Source organism: Pseudomonas sp. 2995-3, assembly GCF_002742565.1.
Lineage (GTDB): Bacteria > Pseudomonadota > Gammaproteobacteria > Pseudomonadales > Pseudomonadaceae > Aquipseudomonas > Aquipseudomonas edaphica.
The window spans coordinates 392,571-409,106 of record NZ_LJSB01000157.1 but is presented as its reverse complement, the minus strand read 5'-3'; the positions used below and the strand labels follow the sequence as shown (position 1 = coordinate 409,106).

The 16,536-nt window shown below is 59.0% G+C and carries 15 protein-coding genes; 4 read left to right on the top strand and 11 right to left on the bottom strand.

From position 1 onward, the window contains the following. The 11 genes from AOA62_RS32010 to AOA62_RS09460 form a co-directional block, all read right to left on the bottom strand. The gene (locus AOA62_RS32010) at window positions 1-174 is read right to left on the bottom strand and encodes a hypothetical protein (RefSeq protein WP_163005422.1); all 174 of its coding nucleotides are present in this window, start codon (window positions 172-174) and stop codon (window positions 1-3) included. A 97-nt stretch (window positions 175-271) separates the two neighbouring features. Further along, complete coding sequence (locus AOA62_RS09500) at window positions 272-715, bottom strand: phage tail assembly chaperone (protein ID WP_099548526.1); 444 nt, start codon at window positions 713-715, stop codon at window positions 272-274. Window position 716: 1 nt separating this feature from the next. Next, a complete protein-coding gene (locus tag AOA62_RS09495; protein WP_099548525.1) occupies window positions 717-2,249 on the bottom strand; it encodes a phage tail protein in 1,533 nt (510 codons plus the stop codon). Next, window positions 2,250-2,879: a phage tail protein I gene (locus AOA62_RS09490; RefSeq protein ID WP_099548524.1), complete on the bottom strand. Its 630-nt coding sequence runs from the start codon at window positions 2,877-2,879 to the stop codon at window positions 2,250-2,252. It abuts the gene before it with no gap. Beyond that, window positions 2,876-3,871, bottom strand: coding sequence for a baseplate J/gp47 family protein (locus AOA62_RS09485; RefSeq protein ID WP_099548523.1), 996 nt, complete (start codon window positions 3,869-3,871; stop codon window positions 2,876-2,878). The genes AOA62_RS09490 and AOA62_RS09485 overlap by 4 nt, the downstream gene beginning before the upstream one ends. Beyond that, the gene (locus tag AOA62_RS09480; protein WP_017137060.1) at window positions 3,868-4,200 is read right to left on the bottom strand and encodes a phage baseplate protein; all 333 of its coding nucleotides are present in this window, start codon (window positions 4,198-4,200) and stop codon (window positions 3,868-3,870) included. Before AOA62_RS09480 ends, AOA62_RS09485 begins: the two co-directional genes overlap by 4 nt. Window positions 4,201-4,209: 9 nt before the next feature. Continuing rightward, window positions 4,210-4,821, bottom strand: a complete 612-nt coding sequence (locus tag AOA62_RS09475; protein ID WP_099548522.1) for a phage baseplate assembly protein V — start codon at window positions 4,819-4,821, stop codon at window positions 4,210-4,212. A 3-nt stretch (window positions 4,822-4,824) separates the two neighbouring features. After that, the gene (locus tag AOA62_RS09470) at window positions 4,825-5,340 is read right to left on the bottom strand and encodes a hypothetical protein (protein WP_099548521.1); all 516 of its coding nucleotides are present in this window, start codon (window positions 5,338-5,340) and stop codon (window positions 4,825-4,827) included. A gap of 23 nt (window positions 5,341-5,363) precedes the next feature. Then, the gene (locus AOA62_RS09465; RefSeq protein WP_053254660.1) at window positions 5,364-5,702 is read right to left on the bottom strand and encodes a phage holin family protein; all 339 of its coding nucleotides are present in this window, start codon (window positions 5,700-5,702) and stop codon (window positions 5,364-5,366) included. Window positions 5,703-5,987: 285 nt separating this feature from the next. Beyond that, window positions 5,988-6,146: a hypothetical protein gene (locus tag AOA62_RS31765; RefSeq protein WP_017137056.1), complete on the bottom strand. Its 159-nt coding sequence runs from the start codon at window positions 6,144-6,146 to the stop codon at window positions 5,988-5,990. Between the two features lie 149 nt (window positions 6,147-6,295). Next, complete coding sequence (locus AOA62_RS09460; RefSeq protein ID WP_169985843.1) at window positions 6,296-7,039, bottom strand: XRE family transcriptional regulator; 744 nt, start codon at window positions 7,037-7,039, stop codon at window positions 6,296-6,298. Window positions 7,040-7,320: 281 nt separating this feature from the next. Here AOA62_RS09460 and AOA62_RS09455 point away from each other — a divergent pair, with 281 nt between their 5' ends. The 4 genes from AOA62_RS09455 (at window position 7,321) to mutS (ending at window position 16,533) form a co-directional block, all read left to right on the top strand. Continuing rightward, window positions 7,321-8,478 carry a two-component system response regulator gene (locus tag AOA62_RS09455; RefSeq protein WP_017137054.1) on the top strand — a complete coding sequence of 386 codons (1,158 nt, stop codon included), beginning with the start codon at window positions 7,321-7,323 and terminating at the stop codon, window positions 8,476-8,478. Between the two features lie 42 nt (window positions 8,479-8,520). Continuing rightward, on the top strand, window positions 8,521-12,900 hold the full coding sequence (locus AOA62_RS09450) for a response regulator (RefSeq protein WP_017137053.1): 4,380 nt from the start codon (window positions 8,521-8,523) through the stop codon (window positions 12,898-12,900). A gap of 384 nt (window positions 12,901-13,284) precedes the next feature. Then, window positions 13,285-13,566, top strand: coding sequence for a DUF3077 domain-containing protein (locus AOA62_RS09445; RefSeq protein WP_053254658.1), 282 nt, complete (start codon window positions 13,285-13,287; stop codon window positions 13,564-13,566). Between the two features lie 375 nt (window positions 13,567-13,941). After that, entirely contained in the window at window positions 13,942-16,533 is a 2,592-nt protein-coding gene (mutS, locus tag AOA62_RS09440; protein WP_099548520.1) for a DNA mismatch repair protein MutS, read from the top strand. Window positions 16,534-16,536 lie beyond the last annotated feature (3 nt).

Sequence of the window (16,536 nt, the reverse complement as noted above, 5' to 3'; positions counted from 1 at the left end):
TTAGTCAGCCTTCTTGGGGGTGGAGTTAAGGACGCTGGTCAGTTCCAGGCGGCCGGCGGTGCGCAGGGCGGATGCTTCGACGTCCAGAAGTTCAAGCTCCTCACCGGCGGTGGACCAGTGGCCACCTCCGGTGGGGAATGGGATGAGGACGGTGTAGGTTTGGCGATTGGCCATAGGTGGATCTCCGGGTATAAAAAAACCGCAGGGCGGTTTTAGTGGGTTATGAATAAGTGAGCGCCAGAAAAGAAAACGCCCCGTCTGTGCGAGGCGTTTACTTAAGTGAGGTGGTCAGCCAAACAGGGCTAGTTGGACGGTGATCAGCCAAAGGAAACTCGGCTCCTTGCGGCCAGTCACGTAGCTTGCGTCGGTAAAGTTGCAGTTCAGCGTATTGCACGTCGTTGAGTGTAGCCATTCCGCCAAGTTCTAACTCGTCCCGATGCCTTGACACAATCGAGTCAGTCCAGGATAGCCGCACATCCCGCCACGTCCGCTCTACTGATTCAAGCAACTCATTACTCAGTGGCGGCGGGTCAATCAAAATAGGAAAACCATCAGCGTCAGCACCTATTCTTTTAGGACTGACCGCTAGTTCGGCAAGTACCGATTGCCACTGGATCAATGGCAGCTCAACTGCGTCGTCAGGAATATCGTCGCCGTTGATAGTCGGCAAGTAGGCGCCGAGCGTACTCGGGCTAAACAGGATTTTTTCTGTCATTTTAAACTCCAATAGCCCGCCAGAAGATATTCCAAACACCAGGTGAACCCGAGACCCCTTCTTGAATTCTTAAGGTTACCCCCTGCTTTGTTGCACTACCGCCAACACAAATAACAATTGCACCTGCCCCGCCCACATGAGTTGCCACAATGTTGCGCATCGCCCCGGGAAAAGAGACAGGGAAGGTGACATAGAGATTTCCAGAGGAATCGCTTACTCCATAGCCCCATTGTTCAATAAGGCCAGATGGTTTCTTCTCAAAGCCATTTTCCCCCGTACTGGCAGAGAATTGGGTTGAGTATTTCAGCGCTGCGGTACCATAGACACACCACACACCCCACTCTTTAACGAAGGAAGCGCTCTCGCCAGCAGCCATTGTTATCGAGCTAAGATAAGCACCTTGCGGACTAATCTGCTGGCCTGACTTACTGGCCACAACAACGGTGCCGTTACTTCGACAGTGCATCGCAATAACCGAACCATCTGGCACATCGGCGATATCCGGCAAGGTCACCGTATAGCCAGAGTTCCCCCCCAAACCACAGGCGAAACCCACGTCCTCAACGGTAAATTGCGTCGCGGTAGTAATATTACGAATACCGATAAAACTGCCTCCAGCCTGTTTGACAAACTCGGTCGTTGCCAACGCCTTACTGTTGTCAAATCGTGCAGGAGTATTCGCCGAAGGACCAATAAATGCCGGCGACCTGAGCGGTGCAAAACCAAACGTTATGTTCTGAAAGACCAGCGAAGTGCTACCGACAACAATCGAACCGTCGGTAATCAGCTGCCAAATCGTATCGGCGAGCGTTGCACCCTGCTCAACAGTCACCGTCATCGCAGGTGTCATTTTGGTGCTGGAGTCCGCATCTTTAGCCCGAACCCACGCAGTGTTCGTCACAACATAAAGCCCGTTATCTTTCGCAGCCAACTGGTTTTTGACAAGAACCCGGTCCCCCGCAATAACAGCCACACCATCAATTGTTTGCGCTGCACTCAAGGAGATGTTTGCCGTGGTCGCCACGCGAACCGACTGCTTGGCATCAAGCTTGGCCAACTCATCAGCCACATACCCCGTCACCCAAGCCCGCGTTGCCTTAACCACTGAGTCATCAATCAACAACGTCACCAGCGACGCATTACTGGTCTCGAAAATCGACCGAATATAAAACTCTTTCCCCGAGCCAGACGTTGCCAACACCGGCTTGAACGACTCCGGATACTTAACGATGGCGTACAAAACTCCGGTATCCGTCCAAAGCCCAGCCTCACGCACATACCAGCCACCCACCTCGGGTGGAATAGTCACTTCAGCCAGCAACCAGCTCGGATTTTTTTCATCCTGAAACAACGCATTCAATGGCCCGCGCCACACTTCACGTTTCAGCGCTTTTGCAGTGGCGTCGGGGTTGTAGACAGAGCCATTGCCATCGCCCACCGAAATTTGCGCGAGTTTGATCGGCACGCCCGCAGCCTTGCAGGCAGTTTCATAAGCAATCCCTGCGTTGGTCAGCAAGGTATAAAAGTCGGCCATTTAGGACCCCTGTGGATAGATAGTGACGGTTTCGACGCTATAGAAGCCGGCTGCCAAAAAGGCCATGCCGGACGCTTCAAGCCCCTCGATAAAAATCGGATAGATAGTGGTCAGCTCACCGCAGACAGTCGCAGCGCCGATTGAATGGCTACCAAACGCGCTCAACCCGACCGTGACGGTGAAAATGTCACGCTCGCTTTTGGCCTCTGCTAGACGCAGATCCAGCCTCGCGTCGATTTCTTCGCTGTACGGCAGTTCGGAGTAAGCCCTGATGGAAAAACTGAAAGGATTACCTCGCGGCGACTGCTCATACCAGGCCCTTACCTCAGGGATCAGTTGCAGGCCTTTGGCAGCATTTTCGAGTGCTGTACGGGTACCGGCCTGTCGAGCGGTTGGCCAGGCGAGTTTTACCGTCGCACGCTTTTCAGCCCCGGCGGCAGTAGAACTCCATTCGTTCACGCCACGATCCGCTGCGAGATAAGGTAAAAAATCCGTAGGCGTTTGCGAGGGGTCCATCAACGCGGGGAACGGTGGGGTTACTCGCTCGAGTAACTGACCGAAGCCTTGGTCCAACGCTTTTTCCAAGGGCGAACTGTTGGCGGGGAGCAGGCTCGGTATGCGCTCACTCATAGCGTGCGTACCTGTACTTCAACCCCGGTGCAATAAGGCGCCTGAAAGGCCGTCGCAATAATCGGTGCCAAGGGTTCAAGGATCTGTAACTGCGCCGCCCCGGCGCTGTGAATCGCATAGTCAATCCAACTCGGATCCACCCGCCCCTCCAGCCGATGACAAGACTCTGCATAGTCCTGTAGCAGTTTCTGCGCGGCAACTTGCGTGAGCCCCGAATCCGGGCCGGCATTGATCTTCGCAACCACACGGATTTTATAAGGCAGGATCTGCGCACCTTGCACGCTAACCAGATCGGTCTCCGGCCGCACATCCGGCCGTGCGAAATGGCGACGAACCCCGTCAAGCAAATCGGCGGACGGCGTGCCGCCGCTCTCACGAGCAAGCACAGTCACCATCACTTCACCGGGCGCTGTTCGACGAGCGTTGCCGTCCTTGACCTGCGCGGCATAACCGTCGGGATCAAAAGTGTAGCTGACCGTCACCACGCCCGGCGTCGCGCTTTGCACCTTCACCGACGGCCGTTCACCCAGGGTAAAAACCTCTCGCCGATACTGCATCCGCGAGCCGGCTGCCGGTGCATGGGGCGCCAGGTAATAACGCAAGCGAGCGTCGTCGTCACTCTCCAACGTCGGCGGCACCGGCGGAAACGCCGCCGGGTCGCCTGGATCGAGCACTTGGCGTTCCAGGCCCATGTCCGCCAGGCGCGCATCCAGGTTGCTGCCGGTGGCCCACCACGCCAGCATCTGCTTGATACGGGCATTGTATTTGCGTTCGTGGGTTTGCAGCCTTACACAGAAGGCTTCCAGGGCCAGGGTCAGCAACTCGCTTTCGTTGTCGAGGCTGACCTTGAGTTTGGCCGCGCTTTGCGGTGCGCGGGTGGCGACGTAGTCCACAACAAACGCCTTGAATTCGGCCAACAACGGCTCGAACTCATCCACCGCAATGATGGCCGGTTCTGCCAGTTGGTTCTGGCCGGGGATCAGCATGCTCATGTCACGACCTCGAAGGTTTGTTGGCGGTTTTTCCAGGTGCCGGCGAAGCGCAACAGCAGGCCGGCGCCTTGGCGGGTGGCGACGATGACCAGGGGTTGAAAATCGCCGATGCCGTTGTGGCTGTTGTAGAACGCCTGCGCGGCGTGGCTTTGGGCGAGTATCAGCAGGTCGTCGCCGAGGTTCTGGCCGAGCAGTTGCGGGATCAGCGAGCCATATAGCGGGCGTTTCTGCCGAGTGCCCACGGGGGTGGTCAGCGCTCGGGTGGCGCGCTGCACGAACTGCAGCCAGTCATCGACGGCTGCCCCGGTGTTTCGATCGATGCCGAGCATGGGATGTCCTTATCGAGGGCTGATGACGCGGCCTTGATGGTCCACCAGCGGGCCGCTGAAGTGCGCGCCGCTAGCGTCCAGTACCAGGCTGGTGCCGCCGATTTGCAGGGTGATGTTCTGGGCGCTCATGACCAAGCTGGCGGCGCCGACTTTGACGTCTACCTGTTCGCGCGAACCGCTGAACGTGGTGGGGCCGTTGACCCAATTGAAAATGTGGCTGGCATCGTCATAGTCGCTTTGGGTGCCGTCCTGATGGCGTCGTCGGGTCAATGTGGCAACACTGGAGACGGGCGGAAACTGACTACTGTTGAGGCCGAACAAGGCCACAGACTGCCCACCGCCTTCGCCGCCGCCGTAATTGAGCAACAGGCATTGTTCACCCACAGACGGGATACGCGTTTCGGTTTGTGCGCCTGCGCTGGGGTTGAAAAAGCGGATCGCCGGGGTGAGCAAATCACCGTGGCTGACCTTGCAGGTGTTGCTGGCGGCGTCGACCGACTGACACGTGCCGATCCGGCAAAAACTCTCGGCGCGTCGATACAGATCTTCAAGTTGGGTTTCCATCTCTGCCAGGCGCTCGACAATCGGCCCCAGCTGCATGCGTAACAGCGCGTCGAACATGGGCTACTCCGCCAGTGGTTTGTATTGGTCGGGATCGTCGATGTTCGACACTTCCCAGGTGCGGGCAAACAGCGGCTGTCCGGTAGGATCTGTGAGTAATACCGGCCCGATGTAGACGGTCTGGGTGAAGGAGACAGTCCAAGTGTCGTAGTCCGTTTCTGCTGCTGTTGAAGCAACCGGAGCGGCGACGATATTTATCGGCAAATCACACTGGGCCAAGGGCAGGCCCCAACGGTTATCCAGCACTTGGTCCATTAGCTGGCTGGCCAGGTCGCAGGCATCAAACGGCAGCGCACCCGGCGCCACCATGGCCCGGAGAGAAATCGTCAGGGCGTGCGCCTTGCGCCCTTCGCGAGAGCGAATGCCTGGGCCATTGCCTTCGACCGTGATCAACACGCCGGTTTTATCCAAGGCGCCCTGAAAATCCTGGTGATTGCCGACCTTCAAGTTCGGGAAGGCCGCGTGCAGCGCCGCGCCTATGGCGTTGGGCAATTGGGATGGCTTTTCGATAAGGGTCATATTAAGTAGCGTCCTTGCAACGGTTACTGCGGATCTTGGCCGGAGCCTTGGTTGACCCCGATGCGCTTGGCCGCCCAGCGTTCATAAAGGCCAATGGCGACATCGGCACCGGCCATTGCGGTGAGGCAACCAATGGCGCCGGCGGTCCAGATCGACATGCCGGCGGCGTAGCACAGCATCAGGGCTGAAACCCCGCAGACCATGCACGCGCCGGAGCGCAGGGCCAGGCGGCGGATCAGCGACCAACCACGTGCGCCCTCCTTGTCGGCGCGCCACATTTCGCCGGATACACCGCCGATCACTGCCAATACGATGACCAGCCAGATAGGCATTTCCGCTAACGCTTGCTGTTCATTTGTCATGTCACGCCTCCTGGCTGAGCACTCAATAGTCCATTTTTCATTCACACATGCTTCGATAGGTCGGCATTCCAAAAAGCCCGGTTGCCCGGGCTTTTCAGTAATGATTTCCTCGAACGTTCGGCGCTACTGGCGCGGTACGGTTCTTTCCTCAATGTTTTTCCGACCACGATCCCTGTCTGCCGGATAACTGCTTCTGGTGCTTTACGCTGCACACCCGGGTCAGTTGCCAACCCTCTGAACCGTTAAGGCCGGTTCATCGCTGCCTGTTTTTTTAAAGCGGTGTAACTAAAGAGCGTCGGCATCCTTGCCGGTGTTGCCTGGCATCCCTGCCATCGCTTCGATGGCATCCTTGCCGATGTTGCGTGCCTTCCTTGTCACTTTCCTTGGCAGCATCCTTGCCGCCTCCACCACCTTGTTGGCTGGCTTGAGATGGAGAATATGCATGTATGCATATACAGTCAATGCACAAATGCATTTATTTTTGCTATCGGAATGCACCAGCGCATTTCGAACCTTATGGGCCAGGGGTTTACCGGTTTTCTACGGTCGAAAAAAAGCCCGCACATGGGCGGGCTTTGTCTTACGCAAGGAGGTTAACGGGCGTACATGCCCCACCAGAACACATGGCCGAGGATGCTGATTTGCTCATCCTGGATATCCTGGAAGCTGTAGTCCTCGTCCGGGTGCTCATCGCGATTGAAACTGCGCAGGCGAATCCCGGAAGGCAGGCGGTAGAGCTGTTTCACCCGTAACTGGCCATTGTGATTGATGGCATACAAGTCGCCGTCGACGATATCACCAATGCCGCTCTTGCCCGCATTCACCCCAACCGTCGCGCCGTCGCGCAGCACCGGCAACATACTGTTGCCACGCACTGTCACGCATTTGGCCTGGTCGAACTGCACACCGTTGTGGCGAAGGCTGCGCTTGCCGAACCGCAGGCTGGCCTTCTCGCTTTCCTCGATGACGAATCTTCCTGATCCAGCAGCCAATTCAACCTCGCGCAAAAAGGGGATCGACACCTCGTCATCATTAACGGGCGTGTCGTCGTCCCACAGGCTTATGTCCTTGAGTTCCGAATGCATCGGGTCGCGCCCGTCATCGCGCCCAGCACCCATCGCCGCGCGCCCGCGCAAGTGGTCGGTGCTGACGCGGAAGTACTCGGCGATGCGCGAGATGTGCTTGTCCGACGGATCAACGATCTTGCCGCTGAGGATCCGCGAGAGTGTGGATTGAGGCACGCCGGTACGCCGGTGAAGCTCCGTGGGGGAGATCCGGTCGCGGTCCAGCAGCTCTCTTAAGACGGTTGAAACGTTGCGTTTTTGCATAACGGCGATAGTGCCGGGAGTTTTGGGGGTTGGCAAATGCTAAATTGCATATTTTATGCAATGGCAGAAAGTGTTAACCGACACGTCGGTAAGCAATTGGGGTCTGGGCACTCGTCAATTTCAAAGTCCGAGAGGCTGCTATCGGCCAATTAGAGACATTCTATTCATTGCTTCATCAAGCCAACCTACCGAATTTCAACTAGCGATTACGGTTTTTCTAGCTACGCTTGCCAGCAAGAATGGCGTAACTCCGCCCGTTCATTAATTGTCTGGCAAGGGAGCCAACATCCATGGACAGCCTGCAGGGCGTTTATCCATCGGCAACCGTTCTGGTGGTCGATGACACACCCGACAACCTGATGCTTATTGCCGAGTTGCTCAAGGATAAATATCGGGTCAAGGCGGCCAATAGCGGCGAGAAAGCCTTGCGCCTTCTGCAGGCTGGCCCCCTTCCCGACCTGATCCTGCTAGACATCATGATGCCGGGTCTGTCCGGTTATGACGTTGCCGAGCAGCTCAAGCTTGACGCTCGCACTCGCCACATACCGATCATGTTCCTGACGTCGATGACGGCCACAGAGGACGAAATTAGAGGGTTGAGCCTTGGCGCTGCGGACTACATCACCAAGCCGATCATACCCCAGGTGCTCATGGCCAGGGTCGAGACGCAAATCAAGCTCAAGGCCGTTGCCGATTTCCTGCGTAATCAGAACGAATTTCTCGAGCAGGAAGTGCAACGCCGCACCCGTGAGGTGATCGCGATACAGGATGTCACGATCCACGCCATGGCCTCGCTGGCGGAAACCCGCGACAACGAAACCGGCAACCACATTCGTCGTACCCAGCACTATGTGAAACGGCTGGCTGAACTGTTGCGCAATCACCCGCGCTTCCGTCACTTCCTCGACGAGGACACCATCAAACTACTTTTCAAATCGGCGCCGCTGCACGATATCGGCAAGATCGGCATCCCCGATCGCATCCTGCTCAAGCCGGGACGGCTCACCCCGGAAGAGTTCGAGATCATGAAAACCCACACCACATTGGGACGCGATGCCATCCAGCACGCCGAGGATCAGTTGGGCATAGACGTCGATTTTCTTCATCTTGCCAAGGAAATTGCCTACGGCCATCAAGAAAAATGGGATGGCAGTGGTTACCCGCAAGGCGTGGCCACCGACGACATCCCGATCAGCGCCCGGTTGATGGCCGTGGCAGATGTCTACGACGCGTTGATCAGCCGCCGCGTGTACAAGCCCGGCATGTCCCATGAGCAGGCGGTGCACATCATCCGCGAAGGCCGCGGTTCGCATTTCGACCCCGACATCTGCGACGCGTTTCTCGCCAATGCGGAGCAGTTCCGGGAGATTGCCGCGCGCTTCGCCGACAGTGACCAGGACATGGCCAGGCAGTTGGCCTTGCATGAGCCGATAGCTGACCATCCCTGAGCCCTTTGCGCCACCCTGCACTCCAGTTGAACGAGGCCATTTATGAACAGACTGTTCGAGCTGCTCGAGCGCCTGTCCCTGCGCAACAAATTGATTATCGGCTTCGCTGCGTTGATGACATTGATCCTGATACTCGGCGTGCAAAGCCTGCGCACCCAGTATTCGCTCAGGCATGAAATGCAGCAGCTGTACCAACAGGATCTGGTGGGTATCCAGCATGTGCAGGAGGTTCGGGTGCAGCTGCCGCATCTGTTGCTGGCCATGCAACGGGCAATCGCGACCAATAACGCCGACATCCGCATCAGCGCCAGAGCGCAAATGGAGGCCACTCAGGAGCGCCTCCACGAAGCCCTCGAGCAAGTACGGCCGACGCTGCGGCGCCAGAGCAGTATCAACAGTTTGCTGGAATTCGAAGTGGTCCTGCGGCGCCTGCAAAAAGACGGCGACGACGCACTGGAACTGGCCGGCAAAGGCTCTCTGGGTCAGGCGTTGACGTTGCTCAACAGCAAGGACTTTCTCGCTCTGGAACAGGACAGCGACGGGCTGCTCACCCAGATAGAGAAAAACAAGGAAGCCGACATCCACGACACGGCGAAGAACCTCGCTGAGTACGCCCGGCGCAGCAGCACGATCACCTATGTCTTGCTGCTGGGTGGTTCGACGCTGGCCTTGCTATTGACCTGGCTCGTCAGCTATTCCATTCGCGTGCCGCTCAACCGCGTTCGCGTGGCGGTGGACGAGTTGGCGTCCGGCAAGCTGGACGGTCAGATCCCCCACACCGATCTACGCAACGAAACCGGCGATCTGGCGCGGGCCATTGCCACACTGCAGGTGGAGGCTTGTCAGCTTGAACGCCAGCGCTGGGTGAAAACGCACGCCTCGCTGCTTCAAGTGGATCTGCAGCAGGCCGAGACGCCGCAACAATTGGCCCAGGCTTTTTTCAGTCGCATCGCGCCCCGGTTGGGCATGTGCCAGGGGGCGCTTTACGTGCTATATGAAGGCGAGTCACGCCTGCAATTAGTCGGCGGTTACGCGCTGGACAGTGCGCACCCTCTGCCCACTGAGCTTGAACTCGGTGAAGGGCTGCTTGGCCAGTGCGCACTGGATCGCCAACCCCGTCTGCTTGAGGATCTGCCCGAATCGTTCTGGCATGTGCGCGCGCAGTTGGGCGCAGCTGCTGCCAGCCATCTGATGGTGCAACCGGTGCTGCGTGGCGAGCGCCTGCTCGGGGTTGTGGAAATGGCTGGGTTCCGGCCGCCGGAGGAAAACGAAGCGTTGCTTTTGCAAGAAGTCCTGCCGAGGCTGGCCGGGGCCATGGCCATCATGGAGCGCAGCGAGGCGGCCAAGGCGCTGCTGCAGGAAACCCGTCGTCAGGCGGACGAAATGGGCGCGCAAACCTTGTTGCTGGAACACCAGGCCAGTGAGTTGGAGACCCAGCAGGCGGCACTGCGCGCCACCGAAGCGTGGTATCGCGGCATCATCGAGGCGGCGCCGGACGGCATGCTGGTGCTGGGGGCCGACGGCAACATCCTGATGACCAATCCGCAAATGGACAGCCTGTTTGGTTATGCACCTGGAGAGTTGATTGGCGCCAGCATCGAGCGTCTGGTGCCGCAGCCTGCCCGCGAACGGCATGTCCGGTTGCGCGACGGTTTCATTGCCAGCGGCGGAACCCGGAAGATGGGCGGCGATCTGGATGATCTGAGCGGGGTGCGGAAGGACGGCAGTCTGTTCTCCGTGGAAATCGGCCTATCCCATCTGCCGCGTCTGGAGGGTCGGGGTGTCTGCGTCTGCGCCTCGGTGCGCGACGTCAGTGATCGCCGGGCGATGGAAGCCCGGCTGCGTACCGCCAGCGATCGCCTGAACCTGGCGCAAGAGTCCGGTGACATCGGTTTGTTCGACGTTGATCTGGTCAGCGGCACAAACTACTGGACACCCCAGCTCGAAACCCTGTTCGGGCTGGAGCCCGGCGGATTTGGCGGCACGTTGGCGCACTGGCAGGCGCTGGTGCATCCAGAAGATGTGGCGCGGGTCAGCAGTACGTTTGAGAGTGCCGTTCAGAGTGATGATGATCGCGTCGAATTCGACTTTCGCATCGTGCGCAAAAACGATGGGCAGGTGCGCACGTTTCGCTCGCTCAACCGGTTCTCACGCACAGCGGACGGCAAGCCATTGCGCGCAACCGGCATCAACATCGACGTGACGGCATTGGCAGAGGCCAGGGCGACGGCCGAAGAAGCCACTCAGGCCAAGAGCGAGTTTCTCGCCAACATGAGCCATGAGATCCGCACGCCAATGAACGCAATCATCGGCATGAGCCACCTGGCGCTGCGGACCGAACTGGACAATCGCCAGCGCAACTACATAGAAAAGGTGCACCGTTCGGCGGAGAACCTGCTGGGGATCATCAACGACATCCTCGACTTCTCCAAGATCGAGGCCGGCCGGATGAGCCTCGAACAGGTGCCTTTCCGCCTGGAAGACGTGCTCGACAGCTTCGCCGCCATGATTGGCCTGAAGACCGAGGACAAGGGCCTGGAGTTGCTGTTCCAGATCCCGCCCGACTTACCCACGGCCCTGCTCGGCGATCCCCTGCGGCTGGGGCAGGTGCTGATCAACCTCGGCAACAACGCGACCAAGTTCACCGAGTACGGCGACATCGTCGTCGGTGTGGAGGAAATCAGCACGCACACGGATAGCGTCCAGCTACATTTCTGGGTGCGCGACACCGGCATCGGCATGACCGTCGAACAGTGTTCACGTATGTTCCAGTCGTTCAGTCAGGCGGACACTTCGATCACCCGCAAATACGGCGGCACCGGTTTGGGATTGTCTATCTCCAAGAAGCTGGTGGAGCTGATGGCCGGCCGGATCTGGGTCGAGAGCGAGCCGGGAGTTGGCTCCACGTTCCACTTCCAGGTACAGCTCGGCGTGCAGCAAGACGTTCAGCCGCGTTGTATGTTCAAGGCTGACGAGCTGTTGGGCATGCGCGTGTTGGTCGTGGATGACAACGCCAGTGCCCGTGAAATCCTCTCGGGCATGGCGCGCAGTTTTGGCCTGGAAGTGGATGTCGCGCAGGGCGGCAGTCTGGCGCTGCGCATGTTGGCCGACGCCGAGCAAAAGGCGCTGCCTTACGATTTGGTCTTGATGGACTGGCGGATGCCCGGCATGGATGGCATGGAAGCCGTGAGCAGAATGCATTCTGCCAGCCTGATGCATACGCCATCGGTCATCATGGTCACCGCGTTTGGCCGCGAAGAGGCGCGCGAGGAAGCCGAGCGCCAGGGCATCCGCCTGCCGGTGGTGCTGACCAAACCGGTCACACCGTCCTCTCTGCTCGAAGCCATTGGTGGGGTGCTGGGCAAAGGGCTGCAGGGCGACACCCGGGCCGGAGAGCGCTCCCAACACAATGCCAGTACCCTCGCCAGCCTGAATGGTGCGCGGCTGCTGCTGGTGGAAGACAACGAGCTCAATCAAGAGCTGGCTTGCGAACTGCTGGAGAGTGTCGGAATCAGCCTGCGGTTGGCCTGGCACGGCCAAGAGGCCCTGGACATCCTCGCCGAGGATACTAACTTCGATGGCGTGCTGATGGATTGCCAGATGCCAGTGCTGGACGGCTACTCCGCCACCCGGCGGATTCGCCAGCAGCCGCGCTTCGACGCCTTGCCGGTGATCGCCATGACCGCCAACGCCATGGACGGTGACCGCGAGAAAGCGCTGAGCAGTGGCATGAACGACCACATCTCCAAGCCACTCGATGTCCAGGCCATGTTCGCCACCCTGGCGAAATGGATCAAGCCACGGCTGGTCCAAGCATCGCTGAATGCAGGCCAGGTAGATGGACTGCCCGATCGTCTCGAAGGCATTGATATGGATGCCGGCCTCACCACTTGCATGGGCCGTCGTGATCTCTACTTACGCTTGCTCTGCAAGTTTCGCGACACTCAGAAAGGCTTTGCCGAGCAATTCCAGGCCGCACGGGTCGATCCGGATGCTGGCGCCGCCGGACGGCTGGCGCACAGTTTGCGCGGCTCCTCTGGCAACATCGGCGCCAAGGCAGTGGCGCAGGCCTGCGCTTTGCTGGAACAGGCCTGCCAGGACCGCGAGCCGGCTGCGATGCTGCAAGCGCTAGCGACACAGGTCGAGCTTTGCTTGCTCCCGACCCTGGCGGCTCTTGCCGACCTCAACATAGACGCACTGGTCGCCAAAGAGGATGACCTGCTGGATGACTCGGCATTCAGCGAGCAACTGAACAGGCTCATGGGTCTTTTGGACGAAGGTGACACGGCGGCGCTGGACGCGCTTGCAGAACTGCGCAACATGCCACTTGATCGGGCGTTGGCAGAACGTCTGGCAATGGTCGCGGCGCAGGTGGAACTCTTCGACTTTGATCGTGCCTTGAAGCTTCTACAGGATGAATGAGTTGAGGTAATGAGGTGGCTGCAGCCCCTTCCTGCAGCTGACAGCTTTTGGCCGAAAGCAGCTATTTTTCAACGGCAGCTAACGGCCGAAAGCTGCGTTCACCTTAAACCATTGACCAAGCGATCAATCCTGCCCTCACATCTTTAGGTGTTAATTTCCGGGGCGTATCCTCCCGCATGGGTCCGCCGGCAACTGGCGAAGCAAAGTCAAGAGATTCCCCCTTTTTCCCAGTTGCACCCACCTCACCATCACGCTAACCTCCCCCGGTCGCTGCAAATTCAGCGACCGGGCCTGATAACCCGTTTAGATGCAGGCGCCAAAAGCGCCACGCATTCGTTCAACAACGAACGTGGTAGCTCTCAACCGACTATGGGAGTTTTACCGATGACCGCTACAGATCCGTCTGCGTTAACCACCCTCGGCGTCACGCCTTTCTCCTTCCATTCCGACCAACCGCTATTTCGCGTCAACAGCGGCGTCTCCCTGCATGAAGCCCTGCACCACGCCTCGGACCTCCTCCACGTCGCCAAGCAACTCGCCGAAGATGCGGCGATGACCAAGGAGACGGACCGGTACGCCTGGGCGTCGCATTACTTGCAGGAGATGGTCAAGGCGGTGGTTGATGATGTGGTGAAGGTGTTGGATTCGCCCGGCAACCTTCAGTAAATCGGGCGACAGTAAAAAAGGGCGGCGCTTATATAAAGGCGCTGCCCTTTTTGTGTTTTACCTGGCCGTTTGCGACCTGCGAAGGGCCGACTTCACGTGTTAACCTTGCGCCCATCGCAACAAATGCTGGGCCAAGCGCCCAATGCCGATCAGTTAAGCGACTACGATTGGGCACGATGTTGAGCTTTAGAACTTCAGCGATGCGCGGGCTGCGGCCTGCAGGTACAGCGCGGCGATCCCTTCGCAGCCTCGCTAAGGCTCGACAGCTCCCACATTCGGCCTGCGTCGTTGGAAAGTACGCGCTCCGCAACTGATCGACACTGGACCAAGCGTGCCCTTTGCCCCATCACTTTCAACGAATTTGCTAACTATCTGATGAGTAAAAACACCTCCGATCTGTCCTCCCACACTCCAATGATGCAGCAGTACTGGCGCCTCAAAAACCAGCACCCTGATCAGTTGATGTTCTATCGCATGGGCGATTTCTACGAGATCTTCTACGAAGACGCGAAGAAGGCCGCCAAGCTGCTGGACATCACCCTGACCGCGCGCGGGCAGTCGGCGGGGCAGTCGATTCCGATGTGTGGGATTCCTTACCATTCGTTGGAAGGTTATCTGGTCAAGCTGGTGAAGCTGGGCGAGTCGGTAGTGATCTGTGAGCAGATCGGTGACCCGGCGACCAGCAAAGGGCCGGTGGAACGTCAGGTGGTGCGCATTATCACGCCGGGCACGGTGAGTGATGAGGCGTTGCTGGATGAGCGTCGTGACAATCTGATCGCGGCGGTGTTGGGCGATGAGCGTTTGTTTGGCCTGTCGGTGCTGGATATCACCAGCGGCAACTTCAGCGTGCTGGAGATCAAGGGCTGGGAGAACCTGCTGGCGGAGCTGGAGCGTATCAATCCGGTGGAGTTGTTGATTCCGGATGATTGGCCAAAGGATCTGCCGGCGGAAAAACGCCGTGGGACCAAGCGGCGTGCGCCGTGGGATTTTGAGCGCGATACAGCGCTAAAAAGCCTGTGCCAGCAGTTCTCGGTGCAGGACCTTAAAGGCTTCGGCTGCGAGACCTTGACCCTGGCCATCGGCGCTGCCGGTTGCTTGCTCAGCTATGCCAAGGAAACCCAGCGCACCGCCCTGCCGCATTTGCGCAGCCTGCGCCATGAGCGCCTGGATGACACTGTGGTGCTCGATGGCGCCAGCCGTCGCAACCTGGAGCTGGACACCAACCTGGCCGGTGGCCGCGATAACACGCTGCAATCGGTGGTCGACCGTTGCCAGACGGCCATGGGCAGCCGTTTGCTGACCCGTTGGTTGAACCGCCCACTGCGCGACTTGACCGTGCTGCAAGCGCGCCAGACCTCTATTACTTGCCTGCTGGATCGCTATCGCTTTGAGAACCTGCAGCCGCAGCTTAAAGAAATCGGTGATATCGAGCGCATTCTGGCGCGGATCGGCCTGCGCAATGCGCGGCCACGTGACCTGGCGCGCCTGCGCGATGCGTTGAGCGCGCTGCCGCAGCTGCAAGTGGCCATGACCGAACTGGACACGCCGCACCTGCAACAACTCGCCGTAACGGCCGGCACTTACCCGGACCTCGCGGCGCTGCTGGAAAAAGCCATTATCGACAACCCGCCGGCGATTATCCGTGACGGCGGCGTGCTTAAAACCGGTTACGACAGCGAGCTGGACGAGCTGCAATCGCTGAGCGAAAACGCCGGGCAGTTCCTGATTGACCTGGAAGCCCGCGAAAAAGCCCGCACGGGCTTGGCCAACTTGAAGGTCGGCTACAACCGCGTGCACGGCTACTTTATTGAGTTGCCGAGCAAGCAGGCCGAGTCGGCGCCGATTGATTATCAGCGCCGCCAAACCCTTAAAGGCGCCGAGCGTTTCATTACGCCGGAGCTGAAAGAGTTCGAAGACAAGGCACTGTCGGCCAAAAGCCGTGCCCTGGCGCGCGAAAAGATGCTGTATGAAGCGTTGCTCGAAGATTTGATCAGCCGCCTGGCGCCGCTGCAAGACACCGCCGCCGCCCTGGCGGAACTGGATGTGCTGAGCAACCTGGCCGAACGTGCGCTGAACCTTGACCTGAACTGCCCGCGTTTTGTCAGCGAGCCGTGCATGCGCATCGTGCAGGGGCGCCACCCGGTGGTGGAGCAGGTGTTGACCACGCCGTTTGTGGCCAACGACCTGTCGCTGGATGACGACACGCGCATGCTGGTGATCACCGGTCCGAACATGGGTGGTAAATCCACCTACATGCGCCAGACCGCCTTGATCGTGTTGCTGGCGCATATCGGCAGCTTTGTGCCGGCAGCCAGTTGCGAGTTGTCGCTGGTGGACCGCATTTTCACCCGGATCGGTTCCAGTGATGACCTGGCCGGAGGGCGTTCGACCTTTATGGTGGAAATGAGCGAAACCGCCAACATCCTGCACAACGCCACCGAACGCAGTTTGGTGCTGATGGACGAAGTGGGGCGCGGCACCAGCACCTTCGATGGTCTGTCGCTGGCGTGGGCGGCGGCCGAGCGTTTGGCGCATTTGCGCGCCTATACGCTGTTCGCCACGCACTATTTCGAGCTGACGGTGTTGCCGGAAAGCGAGCCGCTGGTGGCCAACGTGCATCTCAATGCCACTGAGCACAACGAGCGCATCGTGTTCCTGCACCACGTGTTGCCGGGGCCGGCGAGCCAGAGTTACGGTTTGGCCGTGGCGCAGTTGGCGGGGGTTCCTGCGCAAGTCATCACCCGTGCCCGCGAACACTTGAGCCGCCTGGAAGAAACCGCCCTGCCCCACGAGATTCCTGTGGCAAGCCCGGCCAAAACCAGCGCAAAACCCAGCGCGCCGCACCAGAGTGATATGTTCGCCAGCCTGCCCCATCCAGTGCTGGATGAGCTGGCAAAGCTTGACCTGGACGGCTTGACGCCGCGTAAAGCGCTCGAAATGTTATATGCACTGCAAGTTCGGATATAACGC

What these genes read in the sequence shown, in the direction of transcription:
- AOA62_RS32010 (WP_163005422.1), bottom strand. Translation starts at nt 174, where the DNA reads ATGGCCAATCGCCAAACCTACACCGTCCTCATCCCATTCCCCACCGGA.
- AOA62_RS09500 (WP_099548526.1), bottom strand. Translation starts at nt 715, where the DNA reads ATGACAGAAAAAATCCTGTTTAGCCCGAGTACGCTCGGCGCCTACTTG.
- AOA62_RS09495 (WP_099548525.1), bottom strand. Translation starts at nt 2,249, where the DNA reads ATGGCCGACTTTTATACCTTGCTGACCAACGCAGGGATTGCTTATGAA.
- AOA62_RS09490 (WP_099548524.1), bottom strand. Translation starts at nt 2,879, where the DNA reads ATGAGTGAGCGCATACCGAGCCTGCTCCCCGCCAACAGTTCGCCCTTG.
- AOA62_RS09485 (WP_099548523.1), bottom strand. Translation starts at nt 3,871, where the DNA reads ATGAGCATGCTGATCCCCGGCCAGAACCAACTGGCAGAACCGGCCATC.
- AOA62_RS09480 (WP_017137060.1), bottom strand. Translation starts at nt 4,200, where the DNA reads ATGCTCGGCATCGATCGAAACACCGGGGCAGCCGTCGATGACTGGCTG.
- AOA62_RS09475 (WP_099548522.1), bottom strand. Translation starts at nt 4,821, where the DNA reads ATGTTCGACGCGCTGTTACGCATGCAGCTGGGGCCGATTGTCGAGCGC.
- AOA62_RS09470 (WP_099548521.1), bottom strand. Translation starts at nt 5,340, where the DNA reads ATGACCCTTATCGAAAAGCCATCCCAATTGCCCAACGCCATAGGCGCG.
- AOA62_RS09465 (WP_053254660.1), bottom strand. Translation starts at nt 5,702, where the DNA reads ATGACAAATGAACAGCAAGCGTTAGCGGAAATGCCTATCTGGCTGGTC.
- AOA62_RS31765 (WP_017137056.1), bottom strand. Translation starts at nt 6,146, where the DNA reads ATGCATATTCTCCATCTCAAGCCAGCCAACAAGGTGGTGGAGGCGGCA.
- AOA62_RS09455 (WP_017137054.1), top strand. Translation starts at nt 7,321, where the DNA reads ATGGACAGCCTGCAGGGCGTTTATCCATCGGCAACCGTTCTGGTGGTC.
- AOA62_RS09450 (WP_017137053.1), top strand. Translation starts at nt 8,521, where the DNA reads ATGAACAGACTGTTCGAGCTGCTCGAGCGCCTGTCCCTGCGCAACAAA.
- AOA62_RS09445 (WP_053254658.1), top strand. Translation starts at nt 13,285, where the DNA reads ATGACCGCTACAGATCCGTCTGCGTTAACCACCCTCGGCGTCACGCCT.
- mutS (WP_099548520.1), top strand. Translation starts at nt 13,942, where the DNA reads ATGAGTAAAAACACCTCCGATCTGTCCTCCCACACTCCAATGATGCAG.